22 protein-coding genes are annotated in these 25,485 nt (G+C 68.8%); 13 read left to right on the top strand and 9 right to left on the bottom strand.

From position 1 onward, the window contains the following. Nucleotides 1-55 precede the first annotated feature (55 nt). Nucleotides 56-1,495, bottom strand: a complete 1,440-nt coding sequence (locus ACE3T2_RS07010; protein WP_374656117.1) for a short-chain fatty acyl-CoA regulator family protein — start codon at nucleotides 1,493-1,495, stop codon at nucleotides 56-58. 148 nt (nucleotides 1,496-1,643) lie between these two features. Between ACE3T2_RS07010 and ACE3T2_RS07005 the strand changes: the two genes are divergently transcribed. The 3 genes from ACE3T2_RS07005 to aceB all read left to right on the top strand — a co-directional run bounded on the left by ACE3T2_RS07005 (nucleotide 1,644) and on the right by aceB (nucleotide 5,241). Then, on the top strand, nucleotides 1,644-3,236 hold the full coding sequence (locus ACE3T2_RS07005; protein WP_374656115.1) for an isocitrate lyase: 1,593 nt from the start codon (nucleotides 1,644-1,646) through the stop codon (nucleotides 3,234-3,236). Between the two features lie 99 nt (nucleotides 3,237-3,335). After that, on the top strand, nucleotides 3,336-3,542 hold the full coding sequence (locus tag ACE3T2_RS07000; RefSeq protein ID WP_374656113.1) for a DUF4170 domain-containing protein: 207 nt from the start codon (nucleotides 3,336-3,338) through the stop codon (nucleotides 3,540-3,542). A 103-nt stretch (nucleotides 3,543-3,645) separates the two neighbouring features. Continuing rightward, nucleotides 3,646-5,241, top strand: a complete 1,596-nt coding sequence (aceB, locus tag ACE3T2_RS06995; protein WP_374656111.1) for a malate synthase A — start codon at nucleotides 3,646-3,648, stop codon at nucleotides 5,239-5,241. 110 nt (nucleotides 5,242-5,351) lie between these two features. On the opposite strand, the gene ACE3T2_RS06990 is transcribed toward aceB, so the two are convergent. The 4 genes from ACE3T2_RS06990 to ACE3T2_RS06975 form a co-directional block, all read right to left on the bottom strand. Then, nucleotides 5,352-5,717, bottom strand: a complete 366-nt coding sequence (locus ACE3T2_RS06990; RefSeq protein ID WP_374656109.1) for a YdbL family protein — start codon at nucleotides 5,715-5,717, stop codon at nucleotides 5,352-5,354. A gap of 10 nt (nucleotides 5,718-5,727) precedes the next feature. Next, on the bottom strand, nucleotides 5,728-5,910 hold the full coding sequence (locus tag ACE3T2_RS06985) for a YnbE family lipoprotein (protein WP_374656107.1): 183 nt from the start codon (nucleotides 5,908-5,910) through the stop codon (nucleotides 5,728-5,730). Nucleotides 5,911-5,945: 35 nt separating this feature from the next. Beyond that, the gene (locus ACE3T2_RS06980; protein WP_374656105.1) at nucleotides 5,946-8,993 is read right to left on the bottom strand and encodes a YdbH domain-containing protein; all 3,048 of its coding nucleotides are present in this window, start codon (nucleotides 8,991-8,993) and stop codon (nucleotides 5,946-5,948) included. Nucleotides 8,994-9,064: 71 nt separating this feature from the next. After that, on the bottom strand, nucleotides 9,065-9,844 hold the full coding sequence (locus ACE3T2_RS06975; RefSeq protein WP_374656103.1) for an SDR family oxidoreductase: 780 nt from the start codon (nucleotides 9,842-9,844) through the stop codon (nucleotides 9,065-9,067). Nucleotides 9,845-10,018: 174 nt separating this feature from the next. On the opposite strand from ACE3T2_RS06975, the gene ACE3T2_RS06970 reads away from it, so the two are divergent. The 4 genes from ACE3T2_RS06970 (at nucleotide 10,019) to ACE3T2_RS06955 (ending at nucleotide 15,745) form a co-directional block, all read left to right on the top strand. Next, on the top strand, nucleotides 10,019-12,103 hold the full coding sequence (locus ACE3T2_RS06970; protein WP_374656101.1) for a 3-hydroxyacyl-CoA dehydrogenase NAD-binding domain-containing protein: 2,085 nt from the start codon (nucleotides 10,019-10,021) through the stop codon (nucleotides 12,101-12,103). Between the two features lie 88 nt (nucleotides 12,104-12,191). Then, nucleotides 12,192-13,394 carry an acetyl-CoA C-acyltransferase gene (locus ACE3T2_RS06965; RefSeq protein ID WP_374656099.1) on the top strand — a complete coding sequence of 401 codons (1,203 nt, stop codon included), beginning with the start codon at nucleotides 12,192-12,194 and terminating at the stop codon, nucleotides 13,392-13,394. 248 nt (nucleotides 13,395-13,642) lie between these two features. After that, a complete protein-coding gene (locus tag ACE3T2_RS06960) occupies nucleotides 13,643-14,293 on the top strand; it encodes a PEPxxWA-CTERM sorting domain-containing protein (RefSeq protein ID WP_374656097.1) in 651 nt (216 codons plus the stop codon). Between the two features lie 123 nt (nucleotides 14,294-14,416). Further along, nucleotides 14,417-15,745 carry a hemolysin family protein gene (locus ACE3T2_RS06955; protein WP_374656095.1) on the top strand — a complete coding sequence of 443 codons (1,329 nt, stop codon included), beginning with the start codon at nucleotides 14,417-14,419 and terminating at the stop codon, nucleotides 15,743-15,745. Here ACE3T2_RS06955 and ACE3T2_RS06950 read toward each other — a convergent pair. Further along, nucleotides 15,734-17,125 carry an amidase family protein gene (locus ACE3T2_RS06950; protein ID WP_374656093.1) on the bottom strand — a complete coding sequence of 464 codons (1,392 nt, stop codon included), beginning with the start codon at nucleotides 17,123-17,125 and terminating at the stop codon, nucleotides 15,734-15,736. The genes ACE3T2_RS06955 and ACE3T2_RS06950 overlap by 12 nt on opposite strands. Nucleotides 17,126-17,135: 10 nt before the next feature. Continuing rightward, the gene (locus ACE3T2_RS06945; protein ID WP_374656091.1) at nucleotides 17,136-17,705 is read right to left on the bottom strand and encodes an NAD(P)H-dependent oxidoreductase; all 570 of its coding nucleotides are present in this window, start codon (nucleotides 17,703-17,705) and stop codon (nucleotides 17,136-17,138) included. Between the two features lie 87 nt (nucleotides 17,706-17,792). Between ACE3T2_RS06945 and ACE3T2_RS06940 the strand changes: the two genes are divergently transcribed. The 6 genes from ACE3T2_RS06940 to ACE3T2_RS06915 all read left to right on the top strand — a co-directional run bounded on the left by ACE3T2_RS06940 (nucleotide 17,793) and on the right by ACE3T2_RS06915 (nucleotide 23,990). Continuing rightward, nucleotides 17,793-18,680: a LysR family transcriptional regulator gene (locus ACE3T2_RS06940; protein ID WP_374656089.1), complete on the top strand. Its 888-nt coding sequence runs from the start codon at nucleotides 17,793-17,795 to the stop codon at nucleotides 18,678-18,680. A gap of 70 nt (nucleotides 18,681-18,750) precedes the next feature. Further along, nucleotides 18,751-19,059 (top strand): hypothetical protein, encoded by a 309-nt coding sequence (locus ACE3T2_RS06935; RefSeq protein WP_374656087.1) that lies wholly within the window; start codon nucleotides 18,751-18,753, stop codon nucleotides 19,057-19,059. 107 nt (nucleotides 19,060-19,166) lie between these two features. Further along, nucleotides 19,167-20,063 (top strand): hypothetical protein, encoded by an 897-nt coding sequence (locus ACE3T2_RS06930; protein ID WP_374656085.1) that lies wholly within the window; start codon nucleotides 19,167-19,169, stop codon nucleotides 20,061-20,063. A 134-nt stretch (nucleotides 20,064-20,197) separates the two neighbouring features. Beyond that, entirely contained in the window at nucleotides 20,198-21,019 is an 822-nt protein-coding gene (locus tag ACE3T2_RS06925) for a hypothetical protein (protein ID WP_374656083.1), read from the top strand. A 49-nt stretch (nucleotides 21,020-21,068) separates the two neighbouring features. After that, entirely contained in the window at nucleotides 21,069-22,139 is a 1,071-nt protein-coding gene (locus ACE3T2_RS06920; RefSeq protein WP_374656081.1) for a GDSL-type esterase/lipase family protein, read from the top strand. Between the two features lie 318 nt (nucleotides 22,140-22,457). Further along, complete coding sequence (locus ACE3T2_RS06915; protein ID WP_374656079.1) at nucleotides 22,458-23,990, top strand: M10 family metallopeptidase C-terminal domain-containing protein; 1,533 nt, start codon at nucleotides 22,458-22,460, stop codon at nucleotides 23,988-23,990. A gap of 18 nt (nucleotides 23,991-24,008) precedes the next feature. Here the strand turns inward: ACE3T2_RS06915 and ACE3T2_RS06910 are convergent, their stop codons facing one another. Continuing rightward, complete coding sequence (locus ACE3T2_RS06910; protein WP_374656077.1) at nucleotides 24,009-24,785, bottom strand: alpha/beta fold hydrolase; 777 nt, start codon at nucleotides 24,783-24,785, stop codon at nucleotides 24,009-24,011. A gap of 11 nt (nucleotides 24,786-24,796) precedes the next feature. Beyond that, entirely contained in the window at nucleotides 24,797-25,357 is a 561-nt protein-coding gene (locus tag ACE3T2_RS06905) for a hypothetical protein (RefSeq protein ID WP_374656075.1), read from the bottom strand. Between the last annotated feature and the right edge of the window lie 128 nt (nucleotides 25,358-25,485).

Below are 25,485 nucleotides of genomic sequence, written 5' to 3'. Positions count from 1 at the left end.
ACGCCCATCCCCTTGAACAGCCTTGTCTATCGCAAGCCTGACGCCGCGCAAGGCGTCAGCTCGACGCGAAGGGATAGGGCGAGATCGACTTGGTGAAGTCGTCGACCGTCAGGGTGCGGTTGATCGGCTCGGCCGCGCGCTGAGGGCAGGCCGGCCGCTCGCAGATCCGGCAGGCCGGGCCGATCGCGCTCACCGCCGGCTCGCGCAGGTCGATGCCGCGCGAATAGACCAGCCGCTCGGCGAACTTCAGCTCGCAGCCCATGCCGATGGCCAGCTCCGAATCGTCGCCCGCATACGGCGTGGCGATCCGCGCCACCGTGCGTGAGAGGGTGAAGTAGCGCTGACCGTCCGGGGTCTCGACGATCTGGGTGACGATGCGGCCAGGGGTGCGGAAGCTGGTGTGGATGTTCCAGCGCGGGCAGGTGCCGCCGAAGCGCGAGAACGGGAAAGTGGCCCCGGCGAACCGCTTGGAGATGTTGCCGGCCGAGTCGACCCGCAGCATGAAGAACGGCACGCCGCGCGCGCCCGGCCGCGAGAGGGTGGTCAGCCGGTGGCAGGCCTGCTCGAACGAAACGCCGAACCGCGAACGCACCAGCTCGATGTCGTAGGCGCTGCGCTCGGCCGCCTCGTGGAAGGCGCCGTAGGGCATCAGGATCGCCGCGGCCAGGTAGTTGGCGAGCGACACCTTCAGCAGGCTGCGGGTCGGTCGATCCGGCGGCCCGGCCCGCTCGACCAGCGCGTCCAACAGCGGGCCGCTCTCCAGGATCGCCAGCTGATAGGCGAGCGCGAAGGAGCGGCCGTCGGTCGTCAGCACCTCGGACAGGAACAGCCGCTTGCGGTGATAGTCGTAGCGGCGCACCGATTCCGGCAGCACCTCCAGCGGGACGATCCGCACGGTGATGCCGTGGCGCTTGGCCAGCCGCTCGCGCGCGGCGACCGCGAAGTCGAGCGGCTCCACGCCCAGTTCGGCGACTAGGCTGTCGGCCGCCTCCTCCAGCTCGGCGAAGTAGTTCTTCTGGGCCTGGATGAAGTCGCGCACCCAGTCGGACGGCAGAACCGACGAGCCGGCCGAAGCGCCCTCCTCAGGCCGCCCGATGGCGCCGAGGTCAGTCAGGGCCCGCTGATCGAGATAGGCGCGGTAGAGGCGCACAATGGCTTCCGAGACGCCCGGCGCGCTCTCGGCCACCTCGGCGATCTCGTGACGCGCCAGGCCGAGGTCTCGGAACATCTGGTCTGAGAACACCTCGGCCAGGCCCGCGCCGCCGCCGCCCTCCGGGTCGGTCGACAGGGTCTTGAGGTCGAGGTCGTAGGCTTCGGCCAGGCGCAACAGCACCTGGGCCGTCACCGGCCGCTGGTTGCGCTCCAGCAGGTTCAGATAGCTGGGCGAGACGCCCAGGTCCTCGGCCATCCGCGTCTGGGTCAGGCCCAGATCGCGCCGCAGCCGCTTCAGCCGCGCGCCCAGGAAGAGCTTCCGATCCGTGGTCGAGATCGCCATGGAGTCTCATTGTCACAGATTTACAATATTTACAAGGTCGCGCTGTGACAAGTGAGCCTTGTTGCACCGCATTAACCCTTCATCCCAAGCCAGGCAAGGGCTAGATGGCTTCAACGGCTGTCACAGGCCAAGGCAACGGAAGAGTCAGATGTCGTATCAAGACCACATCATCGAGATGGGCCAGCTCATCAAAAGCAAGAACGGGACGTGGGACGGCATCAACCCCGAGTCCGTCGCCCGCATGCGCCTGCAGAACCGCTTCAAGACCGGCCTGGAGATCGCCAAGTACACCGCCGACATCATGCGCAAGGACATGGCGGCGTACGACCTGGACGCTGGCAAGTACACCCAGTCGCTGGGCTGCTGGCACGGCTTCATCGGCCAGCAAAAGCTGATCTCGATCAAGAAGCACTTCAAGTCGACCGACCGTAAGTACCTCTACCTGTCGGGCTGGATGGTCGCGGCGCTGCGCTCGGAATTCGGCCCGCTGCCGGACCAGTCGATGCACGAGAAGACCTCGGTCCCGGCCCTGATCGAAGAACTCTACACCTTCCTGCGCCAGGCCGACGCCCGTGAACTGGGCGGCCTGTACCGCGACCTCGACGCGGCGCGCGCGGCGGGCGACAAGGCGAAGGAAGCGTCGATCATCGACCAGATCGACAACTTCCAGACTCACGTCGTTCCGGTCATCGCCGACATCGACGCGGGCTTCGGCAACGCCGAGGCGACCTATCTGCTGGCCAAGAAGATGATCGAGGCGGGCGCCTGCGCCCTGCAGATCGAAAACCAGGTCTCGGACGAAAAGCAGTGCGGCCACCAGGACGGTAAGGTGACTGTCCCGCACGAAGACTTCCTGCAGAAGGTCCGCGCGGTCCGCTACGCCTTCCTCGAGCTGGGCGTCGACAACGGCGTCATCGTCACCCGCACCGACAGCCTCGGCGCCGGCCTGACCAAGCAGATCGCCGTCAGCCACACCCCGGGCGACCTGGGCGACCAGTACAACAGCTTCCTGGACTGCGACGAAGTCGACGCCAGCCAGATCGGCAACGGCGACGTCATCATCACCCGGGGCGGCAAGCTGCTGCGTCCGAAGCGCCTGCCCTCGAACCTCTTCCAGTTCCGCGAAGGCACCGGCGCGGACCGCTGCGTCCTCGACTCGATCACCTCGCTGCAGAACGGCGCGGACCTGCTTTGGATCGAGACCGAAAAGCCGCACGTCGAGCAGATCGCCTCGATGATGGACCGCATCCGCGAGGTCATCCCGAACGCCAAGCTGGTCTACAACAACAGCCCGTCTTTCAACTGGACGCTGAACTTCCGCCAGCAGATCTACGACGCCTACAAGGCGGCGGGTAAGGACGTCTCGGCCTACGACCGCGAAAAGCTGATGAGCGTCGACTACGACGGCACCGAACTGGCCGCCGAGGCTGACGAGAAGATCCGCACCTTCCAGGCGGACGGCGCCAAGCGGGCCGGCATCTTCCACCACCTGATCACTCTGCCGACCTATCACACCGCGGCCCTGTCGACCGACAATCTGGCCAAGGAATACTTCGGCGCGGCCGGCATGCTCGGCTACGTCGCCGGCGTCCAGCGCAAGGAGATCCGCGAAGGCATCGCCTGCGTGAAGCACCAGAACATGTCCGGCTCGGACATCGGCGACGACCACAAGGAATACTTCGCCGGCGAAGCGGCCCTGAAGGCCGGCGGCGTCCACAACACGATGAACCAGTTCGCCTAAGAACGGCTGATCATCGACTTACGGCCGGCCGGGCCGGGGGCTTGCCCCGAGGTCCGGCCGGAAACTCGGTTCCGGCGCAAGCCGGGGGAGCAGAGGACCATGACCAAGGAACGGTATTGGGTTGTCGGCGGCGAATACAGCTGCATGGCCTTCAAGGCCCTGAAGAGCGGCGCCCCGCACGTAATGGGCCCGTTCGAGGATCGCGACGAAGCCCGGCAAGCGTGGAAGCGCGTCTCTGACGAGACCCGCAGCAACGCCGCCGTCCGCTACTCGATCGCCTCCGAGCAGATCGTCCTGCCGGCCTAAGGTCAGGGCCTCCAAGCGCCCAGATGTCTCTCCTCGAGCCCGCCCGGCTTTCGGGCCTGGCGGGCTCGCTTTTTTCGATACCGAGTGAACAAGGAATATCAGCATGACCGTCGACGTCGCCGCCCGCCCGATCGAGATCAAAGGCGCTGTGGAAGGCCGCGCGGCCGAGGTGCTGACCCCGGATGCCCTGGCGTTCGTCGCCGAGCTCCACACCCGTTTCAACGACCGCCGGCTTGAGCTGCTGGCCGCCCGCGCCGAACGCCAGAAGCGCTTCGACGCCGGCGAGAAGCCGGACTTCCTGGCCGAGACCAAGGCGATCCGCGACGGCGACTGGAAGGTCGCTCCGATCCCCGCCGACCTGCAGGACCGCCGCGTCGAGATCACCGGTCCGGTCGACCGCAAGATGATCATCAACGCGCTGAACTCCGGAGCGCGGGTGTTCATGGCCGACTTCGAGGACGCCTCCTCGCCGACCTGGCAGAACATGATCGAGGGTCAGATCAACCTGAAGGACCGCTGGTCCGGCCAGATCGGCTTCACCGACGCCACGAACGGCAAGACCTACGCCCTGAAGGACAAGGTCGCCACCCTGATGGTGCGCCCGCGCGGCTGGCACCTGCCCGAAGCCCACGCCCTGGTGAACGGCCAGGAGATGAGCGGCGGCCTGTTCGATTTCGGCCTCTACTTCTTCCATAACGCCAAGGCCCAGATCGCCGCCGGCGCCACCCCGGCCTTCTACCTGCCGAAGATGGAGAGCCATCTGGAGGCGCGCCTCTGGAACGACGTCTTCGTCTATGCGCAGCAGGCGCTGGGCGTGCCGAACGGGACGATCAAGGTCACCGTGCTGATCGAGACCCTGCCGGCCGCCTTCGAGATGGACGAAATCCTCTACGAACTGCGCGACCACATGGCCGGCCTCAACTGCGGCCGCTGGGACTACATCTTCTCGTACATCAAGCGCCTGGGCCGCCAGCCCGACGCCCTGACCCCCGACCGCGCGGTCATGGGCATGGGCTCGGACTTCCTGGCCGCCTATTCGCTGAAGCTGATCCAGACCTGCCACCGCAGAGGCGCCTTCGCGATGGGCGGCATGGCCGCCCAGATCCCGGTCAAGGGCGACGACGCCGCCAATCAGGCGGCCTTCGCCAAGGTCCGCGCCGACAAGGAGCGCGAGGCCAACAACGGTCACGACGGCACCTGGGTCGCCCACCCGGACCTGGTGCCGGTCGCCATGGAAGTGTTCGACCGCGTCATGCCGACCCCGAACCAGCTTTCCAAGCTGCGCGAGGACGTCAGCGTCAGCCGCGAGGACCTGCTGAAGGTCCACGCCGGGGTGCGCACCGAGCATGGCCTGCGCGAGAACATCCGCGTCGGCGTGCAGTACATCGAGGCCTGGCTGCGCGGGAAAGGCGCGGTTCCGCTCTACAACCTGATGGAGGACGCGGCGACCGCCGAGATCAGCCGCGCCCAGATCTGGCAGTGGATCAAGCAGGCCGCCAAGCTGGACGATGGCCGCACGGTCGACGAAGCCCTGTTCCTCAAGCTGCTGGACGAGGAGATGGACGGCCTGCGCCAGGTGCTGCCGGCCGCCGCCTTCGAAAACGGCCGCTTCGCCGAAGCGGTGGCGATCTTCAAGGAGATGAGCCTGTCCGAGGCCTGCGAGGAGTTCCTGACCCTCCCGGCCTACCGGGCGCTGTAATCCGCGAGAGCGGATGGGGTGACGGGCGGGGGAGCTTAAATTCGGTCGCTTTCCCCGCCCCGATCACCCGAAACGAAAAGGGCGTCCCGCGGGACGCCCTTTTGCTTTGCCTACTTCTTCACCCAGGCGCCGCCGGCGTCCTGATAGAAGTCGCCGGGCCGCAGCTTGCCCTGCACCACGCTGCGGAAGGCCGAGGCTCCGGCCGCGGCCGGGCTGACCCCATTCTGGGCGGCGGCCTGCGAATAGAGCTGGCGACGGCCGGCGTTGATCTCGGCCACGGCCGCGCGGACTTCGGCGCTGGCGGCGCCGGCGTTCACGAAGCCCAGGAAGCCGTCGGCCTGCTCACCCACGACGCCTTGCGCCTTGGCGGCGTCGACGGCGGCCTTGGCGGCGGCCGGATCGGCATAGGCGGCGCCGGCGAAGGTGATGCTGGCGACCACGGCGGCGACAGGCGCCATCAGTTTGTGGAAGGTCATGCTCATCCCCTTAGAACAGGTTCGGGTTCTGCTTGATCAGCGCCTTGACGTCATCGTCGAGGCGCAGCCGGACGTCGGCGTCCAGCTTGGCGTAGATGGTGATCGGGGCGACCTCGACGCGAACGGTCGGGGTGCAGGCGCCGGTCACGGCCGCCCCGGCCAGGATCGCCGCGAGCGGCAGGGTTCTCTTCATGACGTCGTCTCCAATCTCATGGCCAAGTTAGGGCTTCACGGCTGAACGGCTTGTGAACCGCGAAGCGCCTGGTACTCGGCGAAGTCCTTGAGGATTTGATCGAGGTTGATCGAGGTGTCGAGGGTCAGGTCGACCTTGGTGCCCGAGGGCAGCGGCAGGGTCTTGTTCATGAAGCTCTGGCGGATCAGCTCCATGATGGTCAGGCGGATTTCCTGTTTCTTGGGCGGTGTGTGCTCGCCCTTGATGTGCATCAGAACGCCCAGCCGCCCGTTGGCCTGACTGTCGACCTGGGCGTCCAGGGTATCGAAGGCCAGGTGCTCCATGGCCTGATAGGCGAACTCGGTGATGGCGTTGGTGGCCTCGGGCGCAGCCTCCTCCGGAACCGGGACCGGGGCGCTGACACCGCCCCCCTCGGCGCCGACTGTGGTGAAGGCCTCACGCAGGATCGACAGGCGGCCCGGCTCGATGGCGCGCAGCACCCCTCCCGAAACCCGTACTCCTTCCGGCGTCACCTCGAACGGCGCCCGGCCGGTCAGGCGGGCGTCGAGGTCGACCCGGTCGCCGAAGGGCGAGGCCTCGACGAGGTCCTTCACCTGCACGGCCTCGATGTTGATGACGCCCTTCCACGGCGCGCCCGGCTTGAACGGCACGGTGAAGGGCTCGAAGACCATCTTGCCGCCGCCCATGGCGAACTGAGCGCCCTCGACCACCACCGCCTCGCTTTCCAGGCCGAATCGGATGTCGACGTCGGTCAGCGGCACCAGGGTGTTGACGCTCTGCGCTTTCAGGAATTGCCCGGGCGAGGCTTTCAGCGGCAGCAGGCTGTCGAACTGCGCCTGGCCCGAGAGTCCGACCACCGGCCCCATCGGACTCACGAAGTCCAGCCGTTCGACCAGCAGGGTTCCGTGGCTGGTCGGCTCTCCCTCTCCCCAGTCCATCTGGCCGACGAAGCGTGCGCGCCCCTCGGCCGGCGAGCCGAGGACGGCGGCGAAGGGCGACAGGCCGATCGGCTGCAGGCCGCCCGGCGCGAAGGCCAGCATCCCGGTGTCGAACCGCACCCCGCCGCGCCCGTCGCGGCCCTGGCTCAGGTTACCGTCGGCCAGTCGCCGGCCGGCCAGATCATTCAACGAGAATATTCCGGTCCAAACGCCCCCCGCGGCCTTCAGCTCGCCCGCCGCCTTCACCGGCCGAAACCGCATCTCGGCGGCGGTGTCGGAAACCCGCGCGCCGCTGACCACGACCCGTCCGCGCAAATCCTGGCCCACGCCGGAGAGATCGATCACGCCCGCGCCCTCCGCGACGTGCAGCTCGGTGGCCGGAAGATCGCCCGACAGGCCCTGGGCCTGGCCATGCACGCGCCAGCCGCGGCCATCCACGGTCAGCAGCGGCCCGACTGCCGGGCACAACGTCCCGTCCACTCGCTCGAGGTCATTCTCGCCCAGCTCGACATGGCTGGCGGCCAGGGTGACGCAGCGGCTGGCGGTGAAGGTCGTACGCCCGCCGGCGATCTTCAGCTCGCCCGCCGCGTCGATCGCCCCGCCGGAGACCGGCGCGAAGCCGCCCCTGGCCTTGAGGGCGAGGCCTGCGACCAACCCGTCGCCGGTCAGCCGGTACTGCGCTACGTCGAGGTCCACCTCCGGCAGGCCGCCGCCCTTTACGTTCAGGCCAAATCCGCCGCGCCCGTTCACATAGACTGGCGCGCCGGCGCGATAGAGCAGCGCCTCGCCGCCGCTGTCGGTGCGCAGTCGGACCGGCGTTCCCAGACTGACCGAAAGGCCGTCGCGCGAAGCGTTCACCGCCACTGAGTTGGCGGTCAGCCGAAAGCCCGCCACGGCTTGCTTCAGGGCCGCGGTCTCGGCCGGATCCTCGGCCAGGACAGGCCCGAGGCCGGACCAGGCTCCGCGCGAGGCGATCGAGCCGCGCAGGGCCACGTCCACGCGCTTCGGATCGAAGGCCACCAGCCCGCCGAGATCGCCCTGCGCGTCGGTCAGCACCAGGTCGGCCGCCGCAGCGTGATCGACCGAAAACCGCGAGCTCACCTCGGCCGAGACCACGTCGCCCGCCGCCCGGGTCCAGCGCACGTCGCCCACCGACGCGTCCGCCTTCAGCCGCTCGATCTTCACCCCAGCCGCCTGCCCGCCCGCGACCGCCGCTTTGATCGACCCGTCGCCCTGCAGCGCCAGGGTGCGCGCCCATCCGCTGACCGCGCCGGTGAAATCGCCGGTCAGGCGCGCGCCCTGCAGGCGGTTCTCGCCCAGGCGGACCTCCTGGCCCGACAGTTCGGCGCGGACCAGCACCTTGCCGTCGCCGCGCTGCCGGCGCAGGTCTGGATAGGGCCCTTGCAGCGACAGGGTCAGCCGCGCGGCCTTGGCCGAACCTTGTTCGAGCTTGATCTCGTTGACCGGCGCGACCAGCACCAGGTCGACCCGCGGCCCGGTGGTCGCCAGGCGCAGGGTCGCCGCGCCCAGGTCGGCGTCGATCCCCTCGCCCTTCAGCCGCGCCGGATCGAGCCGGGCGTCGAGCGCCATCAGCTTGCCGTCCTCCATGCGCCCATCCGCATAGACCTTCAGCGCGCCGTAGTCGGTGGCCAGCGCCAACACCCCCCGATGCGCCTCGATGCGCGGCTGGCGCGCGTCGGGCTGCGGCGGCTTGCGGGTGAACTCCTCGATCACCCGGTCCAGCGTTCCCAGGCTGAACTTCCCGCACCTGAGGGCGCCCTTCAGGACCGGGCGATATAACTTGATCGACGCGACCTCGACGCCCAGCGGCTTTCCGGCCCAGGGGCCGGTGAAGCCGTAGCGCACCTCCACCCGCTCGACGCTGACGTCGGGATCGTTCGCCGGGCCGGCGCGCACGCGGGCGGTGAAGCCGCCGTACTCGAAGTCGCGGAACTCGACGTCGGCCGGCACGCCGCGAGCGTCCAGCCATCCGACCAGCAGCTCGCGCGCGATGGCGCGCCGTGTGACGTACACGGTCGCGCCGGCCGCCATCGAGACGACGATCACCACCGCCACGGCGGTATAGGCGCGTCGCCAGCGGCGGCGGGTCGCGCGGTTCGGCGGTTTAGGTTCGGACTCGGTCAAACGCGGCGCCTGCTGCTCTCCAGCAGGTCATAACGCAAAACCGCCGAAAGCGTGGCCGTTCGATGCGAGTTTTACAGCACCCCGGTACTGGCCAGCGCCACGCCTCCGTCGACCGCGATGGTTTCGCCCACGACATAGTCGCCGGCTCGGCTGGCCAGGTAGATCGCCGCGGCGGCCATGTCCTCGTCGCGGCCGATGCGGCGCGAGGGGATGCGCTTGGCGACTTCCACGCTCTGGTCGCGGGCGACACGGTTCATTTCCGAGGCGAAGGCGCCGGGCGCGATGCCGGTGACGTTGATCTGGTCCTTGATCAGCTCGGCGGCGATCCGGCGGGTCAGGTAGATCAGCCCCGACTTGCTGGCGTGATAGGAGTAGGTCTCCTGCGGATTGAGGCGGATCCCATCGATCGAGCAGATATTGATCACCTTGGCCGGCTGGTCGGGGCTGGCGGCGGCCTTCAGCGCGCCGTGCAGGGCCTGGGTCAGGAAGAACGGCGACTTGAGGTTCAGGTTCAGGACCTTGTCCCAGCCGCTTTCGGGGAATTCGTCGAAGGGCGCGCCCCAGGCGGCGCCGGCGTTGTTGACCAGGATGTCCAGCTTCGGCTCGGCGTCGGTCAGGCGCTTGGCGAGCGCCTGGCAGCCCTCCACCGTCGAAACGTCCTGGGGCATCGAGATGCAGCGCTCGCCCAGTTCCGCCGCCGTCTCGTCGCAGGCCGCCGGCTTGCGCGAGGAGATGTAGACCCGCGCCGCCCCCGCATCGAGAAAGCCCTTGGCGATCATCTTGCCGATGCCGCGCGAGCCGCCGGTGACGAGAGCCACCCGGCCCTCCAGCGAAAACAGTCCCTGAGCCATGCCTTGCTTCCCCTAAGGTGATGTTCGGTAGGGTCGTCCAGCCCGTATCTCGTGCTCGAAAACCCCAATGGATTTTTGACTCGCGCACGTTCGGCGGGACATGTAAACAACCGTTTGAATCCAAAGGCGGCCAAGCTCAAGAGCCGCCTCTCCCAACAGTCGAGGATGCGCCACATGGCCGAGATCAATTCGGTGACCGACCTTTCGCTCGACGGCGACGTCGCGGTGATCACGCTCAACTCTCCGCCGGTCAACGCGCTGTCGGCCAATGTCCGCGAAGGCCTCTACGAGGGCTTCAAGGCGGCCATCGCCAACGACGCCGCCAAGGCCATCGTGCTGATCTGCGAAGGCCGCACCTTCATCGCCGGGGCCGACATCACCGAGTTCGGCGGCGCCATGAAGGGCCCGTCGCTGTTCGACGTCCAGGAGATGATGGAAAGCTCGCCCAAGCCGGTGATCGCCGCGATCCACGGCACGGCCTTGGGCGGCGGCCTGGAAGTGGCGCTCTGCGCCCACTATCGCGTGGCCGTCCCCTCGGCCCGCTTCGGTCTGCCGGAGGTGAACCTCGGCCTGCTTCCGGGCGCCGGCGGCACCCAGCGCCTGCCGCGCGTGGCGGGTGTCGAGAAGGCCCTGGAGATGATGACCAGCGGCCGCCACGCCCCAGCCAAGGAAGCCCTGGAAATGGGCCTGGTCGACGAGCTGGAGGACGAGGGCAAGCTGAAGGAAGGCGCCATCGCCTTCGCCCGCAAGGCCGTGGCCGAAGGCAAGCCGCTGGTGAAGGTCCGCGAGAACAACGCCAAGCTGGAAGCGGCCAAGGGCAAGCCCGAGATCTTCGAGACCTTCCGCAAGGCGAACGCCCGCAAGTTCCGCGGCTTCCTGGCCCCGGAATACAACATCCGCTGCATCGAGGCGGCGGTGAACCTGCCCTGGGACGAGGCCATCGGCGTCGAGCGCAAGCTGTTCGCCGAGCTGATGACCGGCTCGCAGTCGGCCGCCCAGCGGTACTCCTTCTTCGCCGAGCGCACCGCCCAGAAGATCCCGGACGTGCCGGACGACACCGCCCTCATCCCGATCAAGAAGGTCGGCATCATCGGCGCCGGCACCATGGGCGGCGGCATCGCCATGAACTTCGCGAACGCCGGCATCCCCGTGGTGATCGTCGAGCAGAAGCAGGAGCCGCTGGATCGGGGCCTGGCCACCATCCGCAAGAACTACGAGCGCACCGCCTCGCGCGGCGGCCTCACTGCGGCCCAGGTCGAGGAGCGCTGCGCCCTGATCACCGGCTCGCTGTCGATGGAAGACTCGTTCGGCGACGTCGATCTCGTCATCGAGGCCGTGTTCGAGCGCATGGACATCAAGAAGGACATCTTCGCCAAGCTCGACGCCATCTGCAAGCCTGGCGCGATCCTGGCCACCAACACCTCGGGCCTGGACATCGACGAGATCGCCTCGGTCACCAAGCGTCCCGAAAGCGTCATCGGCCTGCACTTCTTCTCGCCGGCCAACGTGATGAAGCTGCTGGAAATCGTCCGCGCCGACCACACCAGCAAGGAGGTGATCGCCACCTCGATGAAGCTGGCCAAGCAGATCGGCAAGGTCGCCGTGCTGGTCGGGGTCTGCCCCGGCTTCGTCGGCAACCGCATCCTCGGCGCCCGCCAGCGCGAGGCCCAGAAGCTGGTGCTGGAAGGCGCCATGCCCTGGGATGTCGACCGCGTGCTCTACGACTTCGGCTTCCCGATGGGCCCGTTCGCCATGAGCGACCTGGCCGGCCTCGACATCGGCTGGGTGAAGGAGAAGTCGAACGGCGCGACCATCCGTGACGTGCTGTGCGAAATGGATCGCCGCGGCCAGAAGACCGGCGCCGGCTATTACGACTACGACGAGAACCGCAACGCCAAGCCCAGCCCCGTCACCGAGAAGATCATCAACGACTTCATCGTCAAGTCGGGCGCCAACCCGCGCAAGATCAGCGACGAGGAGATTCTCGAACGCTGCATCTATCCGATGATCAACGAAGGCGCGAAGATCCTCGAGGAAGGCAAGGCCATCCGCGCCTCCGACATCGATGTGGTCTGGCAGAACGGCTACGGCTGGCCGGTCTATCGCGGCGGCCCGATGTGGTACGGCGATCAGGTCGGACCGGCCAAGGTGCTGGCCAAGATGAAGGAATTCCAAGCCACCATGGGCGACCAGTTCAAGCCGGCCGCGCTCCTGGAAAAGCTTGTGGCTGAAAACAAGAAGTTCGCCGACTTCAAGTAAGGCGACCGCTCACCGAGACAGGCCCCGTCGCTCGCGCGGCGGGGCCGCGAGCAGGACCACCCCCTCCCAACTCCTAGGAAGCTTTCCCATGCGTGAAGCCGTCATCGTCTCCACCGCCCGCACGCCGATCGGCAAGGCCTATCGCGGCGCCTTCAACAACACCTCGGCCGCCGAGCTGGGCGGCCACGTGATCAAGGCGGCCGTCGAGCGCGCCGGCATCGACCCGGCCACCGTCGACGACGTGGTGCTGGGCGCGGCCCTGCAACAGGGCTCCAGCGGCAACAACATCGCCCGCCGCGCGGCCCTGCGCGCCGGCCTGCCGAACACCGTCTCGGGCATGAGCCTGGACCGCCAGTGCTCGTCGGGCCTGATGGGCATCGCCACGGCCGCCAAGTACATCATCAACGACGGCGCCCAGGTGGCGATCGGCGGCGGCCTGGAGAGCATCAGCCTCGTCCAGAACGACAAGATGAACCGCTTCCGCACCTCGGATAAGTGGCTCGACCAGCATGTGCCGGAAATCCACACCTCGATGATCGAGACCGCCGAGATCGTGGCCGAGCGCTACGGCGTCTCGCGCGAGGCCCAGGACGAGTACGCCCTGCAATCCCAGCAGCGCACCGCCGCGGCCCAGGCCGCCGGCGTGTTCACCGCCGAGATCGCGCCGCTGACCTCGATCATGATGGTGCAGAACAAGGAGACCGGCGAGTTCTCCGAAAAGGAAGTCACCCTGACCCTGGACGAAGGCAACCGCCCGTCGACCACCCTGGCCGACCTGCAGAAGCTGGCCCCGGTGTTCAAGGGCGGCCAGTACGTCGCCGAGGGCAAATACGTCACCGCCGGCAACGCCAGCCAGCTCTCGGACGGCGCCGCCGCCGTGGTGCTGATGGAAGCCAAGGAAGCCGCGCGCCTGGGCCTGGAGCCGCTGGGAGCCTATCGCGGCATGGCCGTGGCCGGCTGCGGCCCGGAAGAAATGGGCATCGGCCCGGTCTTCGCGATCCCGAAGCTGCTGGAGCGCAACGGCCTGACCATCGACGATATCGACATGTGGGAGCTGAACGAGGCCTTCGCCTCGCAGTGCCTCTACTGCCGTGACAAGCTCGGCATCGACCCGGCCAAGTACAACATCTCGGGCGGAGCCATCTCGATCGGCCACCCCTACGGCATGACCGGCGCCCGCGCGACCGGCCACATCCTGCACGAGGGCAAGCGCCGCGGTTACAAGTACGGCGTCGTCACCATGTGCGTCGGCGGCGGCATGGGCGCGGCCGGCCTCTTCGAGATCTTTTAAGAGGGCGGAAGACCGCGCCCATCATCAGGAAATCGCCGAAATCGCTCGGCGATTTCGGTGGGGCGCGGCCGGCCTCTGCGAGATCTTCTAAGAGACAGATCGACCCAGATCGGAAAGGGCCGTCCCTCGGGGCGGCCCTTTTTCGTACCCGGCCGCGGCGCCGATCCTGCAGAACATCGATCTATCGGCGGGACGCTGTCCCATTGTGGCGCGTCACCGGCTCGGGACCGCGGGATCTGGAGAGTTACATGTTCAAGGCTTTTGCGGCTGCGGCCGTCGCTTCCATCGCTCTCGCCTGCGCCGGCGGCGCTTCGGCCGCTGCGGTCACCGTCTACAACACCGGACAGGGCGCCGCGGCCGGCAATGGCCAGGCCGACGCCCATTATACGATCTCCGGCTCGGACTTCGGCGCCAGCGGCCAGGCCAAGACCTACTACAACCCCGCCTACGCGGCCGAGGACGGCGACTCGCGCTGGGTCTCCTATAGCGGCTCGCCGTTCAGCGGCGTGGGCTTCACCACCTTCCAGACCACCTTCGACCTGACCGGCTACGACATCGCCAGCGCCGTGCTGTCCGGCCGCTGGGGCGTGGACAACGAAGGGGTCGTCCTGCTGAACGGCGTGCAGATCGCCAGCCTTAGCGGCACCCTCTACGAGAACTTCAACCAACTGCATCAGTTCGGCGCCAATTCGGGCTTCCTCCAGGGCCTGAACACCCTGCAGTTCGTCGTGCACGACACCGGCTCGCCGATGGCCTTCCGCACCGACGACATGAGCCTGACCGCCAACGTCTCGGCCGTGCCGGAGCCGGCCACCTGGGCGATGATGATCGTCGGCTTCGGCCTGGTCGGCGCCACGGTGCGCCGTCGCAGCCTGGCGTTCGCGACCGTCCGCGCCTGACCTTGGCGTAGGCAGAGGAGGCCTTGCGCCTCCTCGTTTCGCGCAGGACATCGCGCGAGGGACATATTGCAGTTAGGGTGAGTGCGGGGCCCCGAGAGGGTCTCGCCTGGACTCAAACCCTAGATGATCCTCTTCGCCTCGGCCGTCGTGCTCCTGCTGCTGGTGCTCAACGGCCTTTTCGCCATGTCCGAGCTGGCCGTGGTCTCCTCGCGCCGCGCCAAGCTGCAGGCCAGGGCCGATCGCGGGGACAAGGGCGCGGCCGCCGCGCTCCGCCTCTCCGAAAACCCCACCCGCTTCCTGGCTGCGGTCCAGGTCGGCATCACCCTGATCGGCATCCTCTCGGGCGCCTATGGCCAGGCGACCATCGCCGCCGAGCTCGACCATATGCTTGAGCGGGTTCCGGCCCTGCACGACTATTCCGAGCTGATCTCCACGGCGATCGTCGTCGTGATCATCACCTACCTCTCGCTGATCGTCGGCGAGCTGGTGCCCAAGCGCTTCGCCCTGGTGTTCCCCGAGACCATCGCCGCGGTCGTCGCCCGGCCGCTGTCGGTGATGGCCCGCGTCATGGGGCCCTTCGTCACCCTGCTGACCGCTTCGACGGTCGGCGTCCTGCGCCTGCTCGGCATTCGCGACGAGAAGGGCGAGCAGATCACCCACGAGGAGGTCGAGACCGTCTTGGCCGAAGGGACCAGCGCGGGCCTGATCGAACCGGAAGAACAGGCGATGATCGGCGAGGTGCTGCGCCTTGGCGACCGCCAGGTTCGCGTCGCCATGACCCCGCGCACCGACATCTACTGGATTTCTCTGGCCGACCCGATCGACCAGCAGATGGCCGATATCCGCGCCTGCCCCTATTCGCGCATCGTCGTGATGCGCGGCGGCGACGCCGAAGAGCCGGTTGGCGTGGTGCACAAGAAGGACGTGCTGGACGCCTTCCTCGGCGGCGGGCGGCTGAACGTCGAGGAACTGATGGCCACGCCGCTGTTCATCGTCGAGACCACATCGCTGCTGCGCGCCTTCGGCCTCCTGAAGCAGACCCCGCTGCACATGGCCCTGGTCGTCGACGAGTTCGGCGCGTTGGAAGGCGTCGTCACCCCGACCGACCTCCTGGAAATGATCGCCGGCGACTTCGACGAGGCGCACGACGCCGACACCCCCAGCGCCATCCTCAAGCGCGATGACGGCAGCTATCTCGTCGACGGCCGCGCCGACGTGGAGGAAGTGGCCAAGGCGCTCGACGCCGACTTCATCGAGAGCAGCGACTTCCACACCGCTGCGGGCCTGGTGCTGCACGAGGTGGGGCAACTGCCGAAGGAGGGCGACGTGTTCGAGATCGCTGGCTGGCGGGTCGAGGTCATCGACATGGACGACCGCCGCATCGACAAGCTGCTGTTCACCCGCCTTGATCCGCCGGAGCCGCCGGGTCTGGGCGACCTGCTAGGCTCGTGACGGCGGCGGGATGAACCCGCCGATCTCACGCTCCAGCAGCCGGGCGAAGGCCAGCGGCGTGCGGTCCTCGAGATAGGGCCCGATGATCTGCACGCCGATCGGCAGGCCCTGCCGGCTCAACCCGACCGGCGCGGCGGTGGCGGGCAGGTGGGCCAGGGTGGCGATCCCCGGCCAGGCCAGTTGGGCGAAGTAGGGCGTCGTCTCGCCGTTCAGGGTCAGGGTGCGCTCCGGCCCCGGCCCGTCGACATGCGGATAGGCCAGGGTTCCGATCGCCGGCGCCAGCACCACGTCGAATTCGCCGAACAGGCGCGACCACTCGCGGCGCACCCCGAGCTGGGCGTCCTGCAGATCCATCCATTTGTGCGCGGAAATCACCTCAGTCACGCCCGGCGAGCCCCGGCTCATCGCCGCGCCCAGCAGCGCGCCATAAATCTCGTGATGTTGGGCGAGGTCGGGCAGCGCACCGCTGCGCCGCGCCACCTTGCCCCCCGCCTGCTCCAACCGCCGGGCCAGGCCGTCCAGCGCATCGACGATCTCCGCGTCGGTCGCCGCCAGCGGATGGGCGTCCAGCACCAGCACCCTAAAGTCGGCCAGGCGGGCCGCGCGGGCCGGCGGCAGTGTCAGGCTGTAGCCGATCGCTTCTTCGTCCAGCGGGCCGGCCAGGACGTCCAGGGCCAGCTCCAGGTCGGCGGCGGTGCGCGCCAGGGGCCCGACCACCGCTAGCGCGACGTCGCCGCCGTCCAGTCCGGGCGGGGCGTGGCCGCGCTGGGGAATGATTCCGTAGCTCGGCTTATGGCCATAGATCCCGCAGAACGCCGCCGGCACGCGGATCGAGCCGCCGATGTCCGAGCCGTACTCGAGCGGGACCATCCCAGCCGCCACCGCCGCCGCCGCGCCGCCCGACGAGCCGCCGGGGGTCCGCGCCAGATCCCAGGGATTATGCGTGCGCCCATAGACCGGATTGACGCTCTGCCAGTCGGCCAGGCTGACCGGGACGTTGGTCTTGCCGAGGATAATGGCGCCTGCCGCCTTCAGCCGCGCGACGCCGACCGCATCGGCCGGCGCGATCCAGCCCCTGGCGGCCTCGAAGCCCCAGGTGGTCGGCAGGCCGGCGACGTTATTGGATTCCTTGACCGTCATCGGCACGCCCAGCAGCGGCCCGCGCTTGCCGCGCGCCAGGGCCGCGTCCGCCGCCCGCGCCGCCTCGCGCGCCCGGTCGAAGTCGCGCACCACCACCGCGTTGATCGGCCCGTCCAGCGCCTCGATCCGGCCGATGGCGGCCTCGCAGAGTTCGGCGGCGCTGGCCTGGCCGGCGGCGACCGCCCGCGCCAGTTCGCCGGCCGAGGCCTTGGACAGATCCGGCGTAAGCGTATCGGACATCGGAGCCTCCCTAGGCGTTTGCGGTCAGCCTGCGCCCCGCCGTTTGTCGAGTCCAGGCGCGCAGCCGCTCGGCGTAGCGCTCGCCCTCCTGCGCCAACTGCTCGGGCCCGACCTTGTCGGCTTCGTAGACCAGGTGCGGCTCGCTCCAGGCCAGGCCGCAGCGGTTGGCGGTGGCCGCCAGCGGCTTCAGCAGCTCGGCCAGCGGGAACAGGTTCACGCCCTCCGGTCCGTAGGCCTCCCGGTAGTTGCCGGCGGTCGCCGCGACCATCACCGGCACGCCAGCCAGCCGGACGCCCTCGGTCTGTGGCGCAATGTACATCATCCGGGTCAGCACCAGATCCTGCCAAGCCTTCATCAGCGGCGGCGTCGAGTACCAGCGGATCGGGAACTGCAGCACCAGGCGGTCGGCCGACAGCAGGTCGGCGACCTCGACGTCGGTGTCGATGCGCCCGGCGGGGCAGCGGGCCGCCACGTCGACGATCTCGACGCCGGGCACGCGCGCGGCGGCCTGCGCCAGGGCGCGATTGGCGCGCGAGGCAGCAAGGTCGGGGTGGAAGATCAAGATCAGGGTCTTGGACATCGGCCGCTCCTCATTTCGATGAAGACAGCCTCCGCCTGGAGACATCATGCTTCCAATGGATCATTGATATATCATATTATTTGCTGGATGAATTTACGTGGGATCGACCTCAACCTCCTGGTGGTGTTGGACGCCCTGCTGGCTGAGGCGCACGTGTCGCGCGCGGCCGAGCGGCTGGGCCTGTCGCAGCCGGCGACCTCCGCCGCCCTCGAACGCTGCCGCCACTTGTTTGGCGACCGCCTGCTGGAACGTTCGGCCGGCGGCATGCGCCTGACCGCGCGAGCCGAGGCGCTGCGCGAGCCGCTGGCTGCGGCCCTCGCCGCGGTCGCCGACACCCTGCAAGCCGAACCGCCGCCGCTGGCCGAGCTGCGCCGTACGGTCAGGATCGCCATGGCCGACGCTCCGGGCGCCCTGCTGGCGCCGCCGCTCTATGCGGCCCTGCGCCAAAGCGCCCCCGGCCTCGACCTCGTCATCCATCCCTGGCGCGGGGCGGCGGCCGCACTGGAGGCGATGGCCCGCGGCGAGGTCGACCTGGCCATCTCCGTCCTGCCGCCGCCTGGAACCAGCTTCCGGCGGCGCGAGCTCTTCCAGGAGACCTATGTCGTGGCCATGCGCCGCGATCATCCGGCGGCCAAGCGCTTCGATCTCGACGCCTGGCTCTCCCATCCGCACCTAATGGTCTCCTCCGAGGGCGGGCGGCGAGGCGACCTCGACGAGGCGCTGGAGCGGCTCGGCCGCGCCCGGCGGGTCGGCATGTCGGTCCCGAGCTTCCTGATGGCCCGGCCGATGCTGCTGGCCTCGGACCTGATCGCCATGCTGCCCAGCCGCAGCTTCGAGCGCGAGGGACTGGCGGTGTTCGAGCCGCCGATCGCAATCGCCGGCTTCCCCCTGCACCTCGGCTGGCATGCCCGCCATGACAAGGATCCGGCCGTCCGCCACGTGGTCGAACTGATCAACGTCCACCTAGGACATTGAGTCGCACCCCCATGAGTTGTGGCTATACCCGCCATACGCTCTAGTGGCGCCCCAGCCACGGGGGTGTGCGATGGACGAGCAGGCGCTCCTGGAGATCTTCTCCCGCGAGATCGTGCCTGGCCTGGCCGGACGACTGGAGTTCGGGCCCCGCGCAGCCAACCGGCTGGAGCGGACAATCGCCGACGCCGCCCGTTCCGCCGCCTATGACAGCTGCATCGCCGACGAGGCCGCCGCCGTGCGCCATGCCCGCCAGTTCGTCGAGGCCTTCCTGGCCCAAATCGAAGAAAGCCAGGGCCAGACGACCGTGATCAAGATCAACGACGCGGCCTATACCACCGCGATCCTCGCCTTTTGCCCGATGTGGCCCTGGCGGCAATAGGCGTCTCCGGCGACGCCCCACGCTCAAGCTCGGCAATCCTTCCTTCATGATGAACGCCTGAACTCGCGCGGGCGAGGGGGGCCTCTTTGGTAAGGGAGGGGTCCGACATGGACATTCGTTTCAAGGCGTCGCTGACGGCGGCGCTGCTCATCCTGGCCGGCTGCGCGACGAGCGCGCCCGGGCCGCGCGGGGCCGCCGTGGTGGCTGACGCCCGACTGGCGGCCCAGGCCAGCGCCTTCGAGAGCTTCATGCGCAACGCGCGCGGAATCGAGCCGGGCTTCTCGGGACCGGCCGCGGTGCGCGATGGGCTGATCGTCGGCGCGGGCTACGAGCCCAAGCAGATGGAGGCCGGGATGGTCGCCTACGCCGCCCTCGCCGCCCTGCAGGAGCCGCGCTTCGTCGCCGGGGTGCGCAAGGCGGCGGCCGATCGACGCGACGGCCGGGGCCTGGCCGCCCGTCTCGCAGCCCACCCGGAACTGGCCGCCAGCCTGCCCGGCGCCGACGCGGCGGCGGCGCGGGCCAACGGCGCCCTGCAGCGCCAGGGCGAGGCCCTGGCCGCCAGCGGCCGGCGCGTGAAGCAGGCCTCGTACGATATTCAGCGCCAAGCCTGGGCCAAGGTGTTCGTCCCCGACGCTCGCGCGCGGCTCACCCGGGTCAAGCAGGTGTCGGGCAGCGGCTATCGCCCCGCCCGCGAAGACGTCGCGCAGCTGTACGCCTCCATGGCCCAAGGCGGCCGGCGGGGCGGCCGCGGCGGCCCGGTGATCGACCGCGGCCTGGCGGTCGCGGCCCTGACCGTACTGAACGAACCGGCGAGGGCCGGCAGCCTGCTGCGCGAGCCGCGCAGCGGCATGTGCGTGCGCCTGGCCAAGCTCAACCTCTACCAGTGCCTGGCCAGCGCCGGGCCCTATTACGAGGACATCTACTGCCTGGCCCAGCACGGCATGCTGGAGCCGGCCAGTTGCGCAACCGACGCTGTGCGTCCGATGCGCACGGCGGCGCGCTGAGCCACGCCGTCGCCCCAGAACGGTCTCAGTCGATCCTAGAGTGATCCCGCGCGCTTGAGCATTTCCCGCCGAAGTGGATGTCGGTTCGGCGAAGAAAATGCGCCAATTCAAGGAGCCTCGCGCGGGAGACCTCGATGACAACGCCCGACCAGGACGACAACCCGTTCATCCGCTCCAGCCCCTGGGGCCGCGCGGCCGGCCCGTCGGCGCCTTTCCGCGTCGGCCCCCTGCCCAAGGCGCCCGACGCGCCGCCTCGCCCCGCGCCCAGGCCGGCCCAGAGCTTCGCGCCCCGGTCGCAAGGGTCCGACGCCGGCATTTTGAACGGCTCGCTGATTCCCCGCGCCCCTGCGCCCGCCCCCGCGCCGTCCCCCGCTCCTGCGCCCGCCGCGGCGTCGCCGATCGCGACCGTCACGCCGCAGCCGGCCGCACGCGAGCCTGCGCCAGTTCCACGTCCAGCCGCGCCCGTTTCTGCGCCCCAGCCGACTGCGGTCGCGCCGCAGCCGCGACCGGCCCGGGCCCGCAAGCCGCCGCTCCCCGCCATCGCGGCCGCCGGCGCGGCGATCTCGGCCGCCGCGGGCCTGGCGGCGGTCGTGCTGATCACCGGCCGCGACGAGGCGCCCCCCACGACGCCGAGCCTGCGGACCACGCCCGCTGCGACCACGCCCGCCGCAGCGTCGCCGACCCCGACCCCCGCGCCTGCGCCGGTCCTCGCCGCCACGCCCGCGGCCGAATCCCGGCCGACTCGGCTGGCCGCGGCCACGCCGGCGCGGCGCGCGCCTGCGACCTCGACACGCACGGCCGAACCGCCGCGCCTGGAGCCGCCGCCCGCCGCGATCGCTGCGCCGTCGCCCGAACCGGCCCCCGCGCCGGCCGCCGTTCAGCCGGCCGCACCGCCGCCCTCGGCCGTCGTCGTCCCGACCGACCCCGAGGCGCCGATCGCCCTGCATCCGAACTAGCTTTCCCCCGCGCCGCCCGCCTATGGATGAAGCCAAAGAGGGGGAAGCCATGCGGACTCTGGGCCTGGACGAGATCGCGCCGTTGCTGGATGGCCATGTCGACATGCGGCGGCGGGAAGGCTCCCTGCAGCCGCTGCGCCTGCCGGTCGCCGAGCTCGGCTTCTACGACCCGTTCAATCGCTGGGTCGCCTCCTGCGCCGCTGGCTGTCGCATCCGCCTGCGCACGACCTCGCGCACCGTGTCCCTGGCCGGCGCCCAGCGGCTGATGGCCGAGCCGGTGTCCGACGAGCGCCGCGGCGCCTACGACCTGTTCATCGACGGCGTGCTCCACGGCCGCGCCTGGGCCGAAGGCGGCGCGACCATCGACCTCGCCGCCGGCAGGTTTGTGGGCGACGAGGCGTTTAACCTCACGTTTGAGGGCCTTCCGGCAGGTTCCAAGACGCTCGAACTCTGGCTGCCCCAGGCGGCCACCGTCTCCATCACCGCCCTCGCCGTCGATGACGACGCCGAGGTCGCCGCCGCCCCGGACGCGCGCCCTCGCATCCTCTTCCACGGCAGTTCGATCAGCCATTGCCTGGAGGCGCAGGGCGCCAGCGCCGGTTGGCCGGCGGTGGCCGCGGGTCTGGCCGGGCTTGCGCACCAGAACCTCGGTTGGGCGGGCTCCTGCCTGCTGTCGGGGCAGGCTGCGCGGATCATCCGCGACACCCGGTGCGACGCCATCGTCCTGAAGCTCGGGATCAACGTGCACACGGACGGCCAGCTCAAGGAGCGGACCTTCCTCGACTCCGCGCACGCGATGATCTCGATCATTCGCGAGAAGCACCTCAGCACGCCGATTCTGGTGGTCTCGCCGATCTTCTCGCCCGGGCGCGAGGTCGAAAGCTCGGGCGGCGGCCTGCCCCTGGCGCGGATGCGCGAACTCCTGGTCCAGGTCGTGGCCTCGCGCCGGGCGGCCGGCGACGCGGCGATCCGCTACCTCGACGGCTTGTCCCTGTTCGGCGAGGCGGACGCGCACCTGCTGCCCGACGACCTGCACCCGAACACCGAGGGCTATCGGCTGATGGGCCAACGCTTCCACGCCTTGATGCTGAGCGGACCGGACGCCTTGATCGGCGCATAGCCGCCGCGGCGGCAGGTCTGCGCGCAATTTCTAGATGCTGCACACAACTTTTTCTTGAGATTAAAGAAACGTATAATGCACTTGCGCGCCCGCATCTATCGTGGGTTGATGCGTCATCAGGCGACGAACGGCGCGGTAATGACTGTAACGCCAAGATCTTCGACGGCGATATTGCCCCTAATCGGGCCGCACCACTTCGCCCATCCACCCCCTCGACCAAGAAACTAAGTCGATCGACCTGAACGACGAAGTCGAGGCTCGCCCCGAACCTGTGCGGCGCGGGAATGCCCGCGCGCGCCTGAAGCAGCAGGAAGCAGCATGCCTAAAGCCGAAGATATTCGGACCGCCGTAACGCTCGATCACGGGCTGCCGCCCGAGAGCGAGCTCAACTACAACGCCTCCGCCGACCCGCTGGCCGGCGGTACGGCGCGGGACCTGCCGATCTGGACACCCCAGCAGATCGCCGACCAGCTGACCCGCTCCGGCTTCACCTGGAGCCCCAAGGAAACCGCCGACGGCGTCCTCACCTACGGATTCTACAACGGGCCCACGACGACCGGCATCTACAACAATCCTCACGAAGCTGCCGAGAAGTACGGCTACGCACCGATGAGCGCGGCCCAGCAGGCGGCGACGCGCGAGGCCCTGGCCTACTGGGACGACCTGATCCCGCTCCGTTTCCAGGAGCAGGCCAACGGCCATGGCAACTGGGACATCGCCTTCGCGACGACGACCAGCGGGCCGGGCCAGGCCTGGGCCTACCTGCCGCACGGCACGGCCTATGGCGCGAAATACCAGCACATCGAGGGCGACGTCTGGATCAATCCAGGCCCGGTCAGCGGCATCCAGCTGGAAGACGGCTTCTACGGGATGCAGACCCTGACCCACGAGATCGGCCACGCGCTCGGCCTCTCTCACCCCGGGGACTACGACGCCAGCGACGATACCCCGCTGAGCTACGAGCTGGCCGACTATTATCAGGACTCCCGTCAGTACACGGTGATGTCGTACTGGGATTCCTACGAGACCGGGGCCAAGCACATCGACTGGGCGACCATGCGGTTCGTCTATTCGCCGACCCCGCTGGTGCATGACATCGTCGCCATGCAGAAGCTCTACGGCGTCGACACCACCACCCGCACCGGCGATACGACCTACGGCTTCAACTGGAGCCACGATCTCGACAACCGCACCGCCTTCCAGATCCAGCCGCACGACCTGGCGCCTGTGTTCACCATCTGGGACGCAGGCGGCAAGGACACCCTGGACCTGTCGGGCTACAGCACCCCGTCCTACATCGACCTCAATCCGGGATCGTTCAGCAGCGCGGGCGGCTCCAACACCTTCCTCAGCCTTGAAGAAATCAACGCCAACAACGCCGCGGCCGGCCTGCCGGCGCGCACTCAGCTGCTCTACGACATCTACAATACCGGCGTGGAAGGGGTGAACGGCGGACTGTCATGGAAGGAGATCGCCGGCGTCACTGACCCACTGATGCACGACAACATCAGCATCGCCTACGGCGCGTGGATCGAGAACGCGGTGGGCGGCTCGGGGAACGACACCATCGTCGCCAACGCCGTCGACAACGCCCTGACCGGCGGCGCGGGCGCCGACCGCTTCGTGTTCCTGGCCAACGCCGGCAAGGATGTGATCAAGGATTTCAGCGTCAGCGGTGGCGACACCATCGACCTGACCGGCGTCGTCGACATCCACACCTGGGCCGACGTCCAGGCGCATCTGAGCGCCAACGGCCAGGGCGACGCCGTTCTGAGCCTGGGATCCGGGACCGTCACCCTGACGGGTGTGACGCTCGCCAGCCTTTCGGCCGACGACTTCGTCCTCGACTGACTGAGGAAGGTGGGTCGCCTATCCCAGGCGACCCACCGCCTGCGCCACGACGCCGGGCTTTTCCAGCACCACCATGTGGCCGGCCTCCGGGATCGAGACCAGCTCGGCCCCCGCGATCGCCTTCTTGAAGCCGTGGGCGTAGACCGGCGGGATCAGCCGGTCGCTGTCGCCCCAGATCACCACCGTCCGCGCCTTGATGCGATAGAGCCGCTGGGCCAAGCCCCGCTCGGGGATCGGGAACAGGATGCGCCCGGCCATGCCCAGCTGACGGGCGTTGGCGACCAGATAGGTCTGCAGGAAATTCGGGTCCTCGACGTTGCGCCCGGCGGTCAGCATGGCGGCGCCAGCCGCGGCGTCGTGGAACAGCACCTGCGGCATCTCGTAAGGCATCAGGGCGAACAGGTCCGGGATCGGATGATCGTCGTCCCAAAGCCCCGCCGGACAGATCAGCGCCAGGCGCGAGACGTCGTTGGGCGCGACGGCGGCCATTTCCGCGGCGATCATTCCGCCCATCGAATGGCCGACGAGAAGCGGGTCCTTCAAGCCCAGCGCCTCGACGACGTCCCAGCCGTGCAGGGTGAAATCCAGCATGTCGCGGATCTCGGCGCACTCCTCGCTGTCGCCGTAGCCGGGGATGAGCGGGGCGTAGACGTGATGCGCCCTGGCCAGTTCGGCCAGGAACGGATCGTCGGCGGTGATTCCACCAGCGCCGTGCAGATAGACCAGGTCGGGGCCCGAGCCGCCTTCGAGATAGCGCACCGGGACATGGCGGGTCTGAACGGTCTTCAGGTCCATCTCGCCCTCCCTCACGCGTAGGTCCGGGCCAGCGAGGCGCTGGTCGGGATCTCGCGCGGCAACGCGCCGGACGTCACCCGGCTGTCCAGCGGCTTGCACCAGAACCGGTGATCGTCGGCATGCTCGGGAAACATGCCCCGCAGCTTGGGCATCACCTTCTCGGCGAACAGCCGCGTGGAATACATGCACTTGTCGGCGGGCATGTTCCCCACGTGCATCAGGCAGAAGATGTTGCCGACGTTGAGGCCCTTGATCAGGTCCTCCATCCGCTGGCGAACCGTCTCGGGGCTGCCGGCGATCACGTGGCCCTGCTCGGTCAGCTCCTTCCAGGTCAGCTGGGTGTAGCCGCCCTTGGGCGGAGCGTATTGAGACAACGCCCCCGTCTGGATGGTCTTGATCGTGCGATAGCCGGGCGCGTCGGCGAAGCCCGGATAGACGTGCAGGCAGCGATTGTAGAAGTAGCTGACGTGCTCGGAATAGAGCCGCTCGGCCTCCTCGTCGGTCTCGGCCACGCAGATGGTCTGGGCGAAACCGGCGCGATAGGGGCTCTTGTCGACGCCCCGCTCCTCCACCCTGGCCTGACCCGATTGGGTGATCCGGGTTCAATGTTAGTGCATGGCTGGCTCTGAGGCCATGGTTGGGGTGGGCGAGCGCGCGCCCTCAACAGCTGGCGCGCTCGCCCATGGCACGATGGTTCCAC

Origin of the sequence: Phenylobacterium sp. (genome assembly GCF_041919955.1) — a bacterium.
In the GTDB taxonomy this organism is placed as follows: domain Bacteria; phylum Pseudomonadota; class Alphaproteobacteria; order Caulobacterales; family Caulobacteraceae; genus Phenylobacterium.
The sequence above is the reverse complement of the archived record's forward strand: the minus strand, read 5'-3'. Positions and strand labels throughout refer to the sequence as shown.